General features: G+C 64.7%; 6 protein-coding genes and 2 pseudogenes. 5 read left to right on the top strand and 3 right to left on the bottom strand.

All coding sequences use genetic code 11. The features are described from left to right. Positions 1-727, bottom strand: a pseudogene (locus tag PVW49_RS23320) (IS21 family transposase); the annotation flags it as partial. A 449-nt stretch (positions 728-1,176) separates the two neighbouring features. Next, the gene (locus PVW49_RS23325) at positions 1,177-2,880 is read right to left on the bottom strand and encodes a feruloyl-CoA synthase (protein WP_274591755.1); all 1,704 of its coding nucleotides are present in this window, start codon (positions 2,878-2,880) and stop codon (positions 1,177-1,179) included. A 239-nt stretch (positions 2,881-3,119) separates the two neighbouring features. Here PVW49_RS23325 and PVW49_RS23330 point away from each other — a divergent pair, with 239 nt between their 5' ends. The 5 genes from PVW49_RS23330 (at position 3,120) to PVW49_RS23350 (ending at position 7,685) form a co-directional block, all read left to right on the top strand. Next, positions 3,120-3,884, top strand: coding sequence for an SDR family NAD(P)-dependent oxidoreductase (locus tag PVW49_RS23330; protein WP_274591756.1), 765 nt, complete (start codon positions 3,120-3,122; stop codon positions 3,882-3,884). Positions 3,885-3,895: 11 nt separating this feature from the next. After that, positions 3,896-4,660 carry a crotonase/enoyl-CoA hydratase family protein gene (locus PVW49_RS23335; protein ID WP_074837554.1) on the top strand — a complete coding sequence of 255 codons (765 nt, stop codon included), beginning with the start codon at positions 3,896-3,898 and terminating at the stop codon, positions 4,658-4,660. 5 nt (positions 4,661-4,665) lie between these two features. Further along, positions 4,666-5,136 carry a MarR family winged helix-turn-helix transcriptional regulator gene (locus tag PVW49_RS23340; RefSeq protein WP_074837555.1) on the top strand — a complete coding sequence of 157 codons (471 nt, stop codon included), beginning with the start codon at positions 4,666-4,668 and terminating at the stop codon, positions 5,134-5,136. Positions 5,137-5,155: 19 nt separating this feature from the next. Continuing rightward, complete coding sequence (locus PVW49_RS23345) at positions 5,156-6,028, top strand: amidohydrolase family protein (RefSeq protein ID WP_074837556.1); 873 nt, start codon at positions 5,156-5,158, stop codon at positions 6,026-6,028. A gap of 91 nt (positions 6,029-6,119) precedes the next feature. Continuing rightward, positions 6,120-7,685 (top strand): acyl-CoA dehydrogenase family protein, encoded by a 1,566-nt coding sequence (locus PVW49_RS23350; RefSeq protein ID WP_274591757.1) that lies wholly within the window; start codon positions 6,120-6,122, stop codon positions 7,683-7,685. A gap of 21 nt (positions 7,686-7,706) precedes the next feature. Here PVW49_RS23350 and PVW49_RS23355 read toward each other — a convergent pair. Then, positions 7,707-8,748 (bottom strand): annotated as a pseudogene (locus tag PVW49_RS23355) (acyl-CoA dehydrogenase family protein); the annotation flags it as partial. Position 8,749 lies beyond the last annotated feature (1 nt).

Raw genomic sequence — 8,749 nt, forward strand, 5'->3', positions numbered from 1 at the left:
TGGCACCACAGAAATTGAGTCGGACCCAATTTTGCATGCCGATCCATACGTCATAGCGCCGGGTCACGTCCGCCGCGGCATCGGCATCGAGGTTGCGGTAGGCGGCCGAAAGGCTGTCGGTCCTGTGCTCCTGCGGCACGCCGCCGAGGGTCCAGAGCGCGTTCTGGAGGTTCTCGGCCAGCGCGGTGAAACTCTCGCCGCCCAAAACCACCGCAGCGTGTTCCCATCCGCTATAGGCCAAGACGAAGTGGAAGAGCCGGTGCTCCAGCGGCACACCAGCGATGGTAACGCCGAGCCTGCCCGCATCCGTGAAGTCCGACAACGCCAAGCGGCCCGGCTCGGGTGCTTGGCGGAAGATTACATCGCGCTCGGGGCCGTGCAGGGCACGCCAGTCGCGGACGCGGCGCTCCAGGGTCCGGCGGATCCGGTCATCGGGGAAGGCATCCGGATCGGTCATCTGTAGATGGCGTAGGAGCGTCACCGCTTGGACGGCCGGATCGCGTTCGAGGATCGGCAGCAGTACCGGTTCCCAGACCGCCTCGAGCGGATCGGGCACAGTACGTCCGCAGGCGGACTGGCGTTGCGAAGGAAGGCGGGGATCCGCCTCGAGGCGGCGGGCCGTGCGCTCGCTGAACCCTGCGCGGGCGGCGGCGATACGCTGGCTGTATTGAAGTCGGTCGGTCATGTAGACTCCCAATTGCTGGTCGGTGACGGGTTTGCCCGGCAAGGTCGGATCTCCGTTTGGTAGCAGAGACTTCGACCCTACCGGCCCGCAGCGGCCAGCACCCCCCGCAATCCCCCGTGAAGAGGGCCGCGCCGCCGCCGCCAGCCTTCGGTCGGGCTACGCCCTCCCTACGGCTGGCGGCGGCGGCCAACTTGCCTGACGGTGCCGGACAAGATGGTTGTCGCCCACCAGGCAACTGACCGCCGCGCTGCACAAGCTGCACCAGCACCGGGATGCTGACGCCCATGCCCACGTTCCGGCCATCGGCCGGGCGCTGGGAAATGCCGGTGAACATGGCGACACCGCCGCCGAAGCCGATATTGATGGTCAGCGGGCCCTTGGGCGCCCAGTCCTGGGCCATCGCCGGGGCGGTCGAAATCAGCGCGCTCAGGCCGAGCGCGAGCAATCTGGCTGTCAATTTCATGAGGTCTCCTCCTCAAGACTTCCGTGTGTCAGGCGATGATCACGCCCTCGTCCGACCGATAGAGCCGGTCGATTTCCCCGGCATTGCCCGCACGCAGAGCGCGCTGGTTCAGGCTGCCTTTTTCAGTGACTTCGCCGCGGTCAAGCGTCGGCTCCTGCGCCAGTATCCTGGCCCGCCTTACCCGGCTGGCCGATCCGGTCGAGGCCTTGGCGGCAGAGGTCAGCCGTTCGGAAAGCGCCGCCTTCAATTCGTCGGGCGGCATCTGTCTCGCGACGTCCGACAGCCAGAGCAAGGCACCGAGCTGGCTTTCGTTCTCGCCCACGATCACCGCGTCGCGCACAAGCCCGGAAAGATCGTCCACCAGCTTGGCGCGCACTGCGCCGACGGCGACCCAGGTGCCGGTCGACAGCTTGAAGTTCTCCGCCACGCGGCCATCGAAGTAGAAGCCGCGCGAAAAATCCTCGGGGTCCGCCGGACGCAGCGCGTCGCCCATGCAATAGAAGCCCTCGTCGTCGAAGACCTCGGCGGTCTTCTCCGGCGCGCCGTAATAGCCCGGCGTGATCGACGGCCCCTTGAGCCGCAGCTCGAGCTTGCCGTCGGTCGGCACCAGTTTGAGCGTCAACCCCCGCGACGGTACGCCGACGTTTCCGGCGGTCTCTTCCAAGTCGGTCCAGGCCAGGGCAAAGGGCGCCGTTTCGGTCGAGCCCAGGCCCGTCGCCAGCAGTACGTCGTGGCCCGTCGTCTCTCGCCCGATCTTCATCAGCTTGTCCCAGGTGTGCTGGGCCATGCCGGCGCCGGCGTAGAACATCATGTTCAGCCGGGAATAGAAGGTCTCGGCCAGCACCTTGTCGCGCGCCAGCTCGCGGGCGAGCATGTCGTATCCGATGGGCACGTTGAAATACCAGGTGCAGGCGATTTCGCGCAGGTTGCGCAGGGTCTCGTCGAACTTGCCGGGCACCGGGCGGCCATCGTCGATGTAATAGGTGCCGCCGTTGGTCAGCACGAGGTAGGCGATTTTGTTGCCGGCCGCCGTATGGTTCCAGGGTGCCCAGTTCAACACCACCGGCGGCTCGGTCTCCAGGAAGGAGTAGCAATCGCGCACCATGGCCTGCATGGCACAGATCATCCGGTTGGTGTTGATCACCGCCTTGGGCGACCCGGTTGAGCCGGAAGTGAACAGATATTTGACCACCGTGTCGGGGGTCAGCATCGCCCGCGCGGCCTCGGCCTCGGCAGGGTCATGCGCGAGGAGGTCGTCGTAGCGCGCCGCACCCGCGACATGGTTGCGCGCGGTGATCGCCTTGCAGTCGCCCTTCACCAACACTTGCAAAGCCTCGGCAAAGGTGGCCCCGTCATCGGCGAAGATTGCCCCGGGGTTGAGCGTCTCGACACTGCCCTTCGCCTTTGCGGCGCCTTCGGACACCAGCGAATAAGCGGGCGAGATAGGCGCATAGGGGATGCCCACATAGGCACAGGCGATCCCGAAGATTGCATGCTCGAGGCTGTTTTCTGACAGGATCAGCAGCGGGCGGTCTGGCCCCAGCCCCATGTTCAGCAAGGCGGCCCCTGCGGCCCGCGCCTGATTGCGGGCCCTGCCGTAGCTCACCTCGATCCAGTCTCCGTCCGCCCCGCGACGGGCGATCCAGGTCCGGTCAGGCGCCTCATCCGCCCAGCGGTCAAGGTAGTCGGCCAGAAGCTGCGGATGTTCGGGCAGATCCTCGACATGGCGCATGTAGACGGTGCCGTCGTCGCGTTTGTCATACGTGAATTTGGGGGTCCGATACCGGTGGTCTCTTCCATCTTGCCGCAAAGTTACCACGAGATCCTCCCATCGAAGCGTTTGCCGATTGGCATAATAGTTATAAGGCATATCTGTTATTGTCTATCTCTTTTTTGGGATCCGGGCCATCAGGCATTGACGAAAGTAGTTATGTGACATAATCATGATGAAAGTTAACGAAGGGTGGCAAGATGGACGTCAGGGGAAATACCGCGCTGGTCACAGGTGGCGGAAGCGGGCTGGGGGAGGCGACCGCGCGCCATCTGGTCGGGCTTGGCGCCAGAATCGCGATTGTCGATTTCGACGGCGGGCGTGCCGAAGCCGTGGCCGCAGAAATTGGCGGCATCGCCATTCGAGCGGATGTCAGTGACGCCGGGGCGGTGAGTTTCGCCTTCGATGAGGCCGTGAGCAAGTTCGGCGAGGCGCCGCGTGCGGTTGTCAATTGCGCCGGCATTGGCACCGCCGCCCGCATCCTCGCCCGCGACGGCGCGCTGTCGATCGACGTGTTCGAGCGGACAATCCGCGTGAACCTGATCGGCACCTACATCGTGATGAGCCATGCGGCGAAGCGCATGGCGACGCTCGAGCCGTTGGCGGACGGAGAGCGCGGCGTGATCGTCAACACGTCGTCCGTGGCCTGGCAGGACGGCCAACTGGGCCAGGCGGCCTATGCTGCGTCCAAGGGCGGGGTGGCATCCATGTGCCTGCCTGCGGCGCGGGAACTGGCGCAGAGCGGTATCCGGGTGATGGCAATCGCCCCGGGTCTTTTCAAGACACCGATGATGGCGGGCCTGCCCGAAGAGGTCGCCGCCAAGATCACCGCCAACATTCCCTTTCCCGCCCGCCTCGGCGCGCCGGGCGAATTCGCCATGATGGCGGAGCAGATCATTTCCAATCCGTTCCTGAACGGAACAACCATCCGGCTGGACGGCGCAGCCCGTCTGCCGCCGCGATAAGGAGCCACCCCATGTCGGACTTTTTGAAAGTGGCCGTCGAAGGGCCCATCGCCACCCTGACGATGAGCCGCCCGGACAAGCGCAACGCCATGTGCGATGAACTGGTCGATGCGCTGGATGCCTTCTATTCGAAACCGCCCGAGGGCGTGCGCGTCGTGATCCTGACTGGGACGGACGGTCACTATTGTTCCGGTCTCGATCTGTCGGAACATGTGCGCCGTTCGGCCGAACAGGGGCTCTATCATTCGCGCCACTGGCACGCGGTGATGGAACGCATCCAGCTGGGCGGACTGATTACCGTGTCTGCCATGTTCGGGGCCGTGATCGGCGGCGGGATGGAGCTGGCGGCCGCCACCCATGTGCGGATTGCCGAGGCCTCGACCATCTTCCAGCTGCCCGAGGGGCGCCGCGGCATCTTCGTGGGCGGCGGGGCCACTGCCCGCGTCGGACGTCTGCTCGGCGCCGACCGGATGACCGAAATGATGCTGACCGGGCGCAAATATGGTGCCGAAGAGGGCTTGGCCCTGGGTCTTGCCCACTATGCCGTGGGCGAAGGAGAGGCGCTGGCGCTGGCGCGGGAGCTGGCCGGCAAGATCGCGCGCAATGCGCCGCTGTCGAATTATCTGATGGTCCAGTCCATCGCCCGCATCAACGACATGTCCCGGACGGATGGCCTCTTCACCGAGTCGCTGGCCGCCGCCCTGTCGCAGACCACACCGGACGCGGAAGAGGGGCTGACAGCCTTTCTCGAAAAACGCGCCCCCGTCTTCAGGTAATCACCATGGCAAAAGCTGCGAAATCCATCACCCCGCCCGAGAAGGTCAATGACGAGACGTTGCGGGCGCACGTCGGCTATCACATGAAGCGCGCCTTCAACATCGTGCAGGCCGATCTGACACTGACATTGAAACCGTTCGAATTGCGGATGCTGACCTATACCGCGCTCGCCCTGATCGTCGGCAACCCCGGTCTCAGCCAGGCGCAACTGGCCCAGGCGATGGGCATCGAACGCCCCAACCTGGTGGTCATCGTCGACGAGCTGGAACGGCGCGAGCTGATCGTGCGCGACAAAGTGCCCACCGACCGGCGCGCCTATGCGCTGACAGCGACCTTGGCCGGCCGGCGCCTCTTCGGCAAGGCCAACGCCGCGGTCATTGCCCACGAAAACCGGTTGTTCGCCGATATGGACGATGCAACCCGCGCCACGTTGACCGACGCGCTGTCACGGATCCGCAAGCAGGAAAAGACTTGAGCGAGAAGGAACAGGACAGATGGTAGATATCTCGAAGGTCCGCGCGATCGACATCCATACCCATGCCGAAGAACCCTGCGGCTGCCATTCCGACGATGGCTATGACGATCTTCAGGCGAAGATGGCCCAATACTTCAACGCCAAGATCGTGCAGCCCACGATCGACCAGACTGCCGCGCATTTTCGCGAACAGAACGTCGCCGCGGTGATCTTTCCGGTCGATGCCGAACGCGAGACCGGCTATCGCCGGTTTTCCAACGACGAGGTGCTGGAACAGGTTGCGCGCAACAGCGATATCCTGATCCCCTTTGCCTCGATCGACCCGTGGAAGGGCAAGATGGCGGTGCGCGAGGCGCGGCGCCTGATCGAGGAACACGGCATCAAGGGCTTCAAGTTCCACCCGACCATGCAGGGCTTCTATCCCAATGACCGGATGGCCTATCCGTTCTACGAACTCCTCGCCGAGCACGGGTGCATCGGGCTCTTCCACACCGGTCAGACCGGCGTCGGATCGGGTATGCCCGGCGGCAACGGGATGCGGCTGAAATATTCCCACCCGATGTACCTCGATGACGTGTCGGTGGACTTTCCAGACATGAAGATCGTCATGGCGCACCCCTCCTTCCCCTGGCAGGAAGAGGCGCTGGCCGTGGCGCAGCACAAGCCCAATGTCTACATCGACCTCTCGGGCTGGTCGCCGAAGTATTTCCCCGAGATCCTCGTGCGCTACTGCAACTCGATCCTGAAGAAGAAGGTGCTGTTCGGGTCCGACTGGCCGATGATTACGCCAGAGCGCTGGCTCAGCGATTTCGAGCAGATCGCGATCAAGGATCACCTGCGCGAGGACATCATAAAGAACAATGCCGCCCGGCTGCTGGGCCTGATGGGCTGACCCCAACCGCCGCCGACACAGGTCGCGCCCGCGTCCCCCATCGGGGGCGCGGACAGCCCCCTTTTGCCCGCTCCCCATAAGGACCCTGAACATGAAACCGTTCGAAGCGCCTCTCGACGACATCCTGTTTTCGCTCGACCACGTGGCGGGGGCCGGCGCGCTTGCGGACTGGGACGGCGCGTTGGCGGGTGAAATCCTCGGCCATTTCGCCGCCTTCGCCGAAGGCGTCATTGCGCCGCTGGACGAGCCGGGCGATGCCCAGGGGTGCCGATTGGAAGACGGCACCGTGAAGATGCCCGACGGCTTCGCGGCGGCCTATGCGGAGCTGGCCGAAGGCGGCTGGCAGGGGCTGACCGCACCCGAGTCCTTCGGCGGCATGGCACAGAACCACCTTGTCGCCGCCGCCGTGTCCGAGATCTTCTCCGGCGCCAACCACGCCATGCAGATGGTCTGCAACCTTGTTCCCGGCGCGGTCGCGACGCTTCTGCGCTTCGGGACCGAGGCGCAGCAGCAGACGTGGATCCCGCGCCTTGCCGCGGGCGAGGCCCTATCGACCATGTGTCTGACCGAACCCGGCGCCGGCTCGGACCTGGCGCGCGTGCGCTGCAAGGCTGAAAAGGTCGGCAATGGCTGGGCAATCACCGGCGAGAAGATCTTCATTTCCGGTGGCGATCAGGACATGTCGGACGACATCCTGCACCTTGTCCTTGCCCGCACCGGCACGCGCGAAGAAGGCATCAAGGGACTGTCGCTGTTCCTGACCGGCAAGAAGGCGGCGGGTCGCACGATCTCGATCACCCGGATTGAGGAAAAGTTGGGCCTGCATGCCTCGCCGACCTGCCAGATGGCCTTTGACGGCACCCCGGCGCAATTGGTGGGCGAAGAGGGCGCGGGGCTGGCCGCCATGTTCACGGTGATGAACCACGCCCGCATCGACGTGGCGCTGCAAGGCGTGGCCCACGCCAGCCGCGCCCATGACATCGCCAGAAGCTATGCCGACGAACGGGTTCAGGGCCGCCGGCCCGACGGCTCTGAGGCGGTGCTGTCGGATCACGCCGACGTGCGCCGGATGCTCGATGAACAGCGCGCCTTGACGTTGGGCGCGCGCGGCATGGCGCATCTCACGCTTGTCGCGCTTGAGCGCGGTGACAATCCGGCGCTGGTCGATTTCCTGACACCGCTCTGCAAGGTCTTCTGCTCCGAGGCCGGCATCCGCGCGGCAGACCTCGGCATCCAGATTCTTGGCGGCTATGGCTACCTGCCCGAATACCGCGTGTCGCAGACCTGGCGCGACGCGCGGATCACCTCAATCTACGAAGGGGCCAATGGCATTCACGAGCTGGCCACCACGACCCGCGGGCTGAAGCTGCACGGCGGCGCGGGCGCCGACGCGTTTCTGGCCATGATCGGCAACCTGACGGATGATGCGGATGTGCTGTCGATTTGCAGCCAGTGGCGGGAGACGCGGGAAACCGTTCTCGCTGCGCGTGACCCCGCCGCGCTGGCGCATGACTTCACACAGCTGACTTGTGAGCTCTTCCTTCGCGCGGTCTGGGCACGCATCGCAGACAGCGAGGATCCGGAAATGATACGCCTCAGGGAGTTCGTGATGCGAAGGCCCCTTCCGGTCAATTTCCCGTTCTCGGGCAATGGTTGACGCGGCAGGAGTGGTGATTGCCACGTGGTATTCGATCTGGATGCCGTTGCCGCCGTGCATGTCGCGGGCGTGGCGTGCAATATCCGGCGCCTTGCCGCAGTTGTTGCGCTTGATGAGCGAGACCATCTCGGGCGCAAACCGGCCTTCGTCGAACAGCCGCCCAACGCGCAGCGAGGCCTGAAGCCCCAGCGCGATCGCGGTTTGCATGTCGGCCAGTTTCTTCTGGTAGAGCTGCGTGGCGGCCAGCGGGCAGTCGAACTGCTTGCCGCCGGGGCCGTATTGCCGGGTGCGGTGGAGACAGTCTTCGGCGGCGCCCATCACGCCTGCCATATCGGGCCCGGTTCAGGCAGCCGAAGGGCCCGCCCATGCCTTGGGCATCGGGCAGCAGCGCATCTTCGCCGACCTCGACATTGTCCATCACGATCTCGCCGGTGATCGAGGCACGCGAGGACAGTTTTCGCCGATCTTCGGCGCCGACAGCCCCGTCATGCCCTTTTCCAGGATGAAGCCGCGCACCTTGCCGTCATGCGCCTCGGACTTAGCCCAGACCACGAAGACATCGGCAATCGGGCTGTTGGAAATCCACATCTTCGAGCCGATCAGGCGATTGCCGCCGTCAGTCTTGACCGCGCGGGTCTTCATGCCCGAAGGATCGGAGCCGGCGTCCGGCTCGGTCAGGCCGAAACAGCCGATGTATCGCCACTGGCAAGCTTGGGCGGGTATTTCCGTTTTGCCCTTCTAAGCCGAAAGCGTGGATCGGGAACATGACCAGCGAGCTTTGCACCGACATCATCGAGCGATAGCCGCTGTCCACCCGCTCGACGGCGCGTGCCACAAGCCCGTAAGAGACATAAGACGCGCCGACCCCGCCGTATGCCTCGGGGATGGTCACGCCCAGCAGGCCGAGCGCGCCCATTTCGCGGAAAATCTCGGGATCGGTGTGTTCGTTGAGATAGGCCATTTCGACGCGCGGCAGCAGGCGGTCCTGGGCAAACTGAAGTGCCGTGTCGGAGATCATGCGGAGATATAGCCGAAAGTTGGTGATGGCCCTGAGGGGCGGCATA

The sequence above is a fragment of the Marinovum sp. PR37 genome (assembly GCF_028807375.1).
Classification (GTDB): Bacteria; Pseudomonadota; Alphaproteobacteria; order Rhodobacterales; family Rhodobacteraceae; genus Marinovum; species Marinovum algicola.

Excerpts from the sequence above, each read along its gene's own strand:
- PVW49_RS23325 (WP_274591755.1), bottom strand. The coding sequence starts at position 2,880 with ATGCGCCATGTCGAGGATCTGCCCGAACATCCGCAGCTTCTGGCCGAC.
- PVW49_RS23330 (WP_274591756.1), top strand. The coding sequence starts at position 3,120 with ATGGACGTCAGGGGAAATACCGCGCTGGTCACAGGTGGCGGAAGCGGG.
- PVW49_RS23335 (WP_074837554.1), top strand. The coding sequence starts at position 3,896 with ATGTCGGACTTTTTGAAAGTGGCCGTCGAAGGGCCCATCGCCACCCTG.
- PVW49_RS23340 (WP_074837555.1), top strand. The coding sequence starts at position 4,666 with ATGGCAAAAGCTGCGAAATCCATCACCCCGCCCGAGAAGGTCAATGAC.
- PVW49_RS23345 (WP_074837556.1), top strand. The coding sequence starts at position 5,156 with ATGGTAGATATCTCGAAGGTCCGCGCGATCGACATCCATACCCATGCC.
- PVW49_RS23350 (WP_274591757.1), top strand. The coding sequence starts at position 6,120 with ATGAAACCGTTCGAAGCGCCTCTCGACGACATCCTGTTTTCGCTCGAC.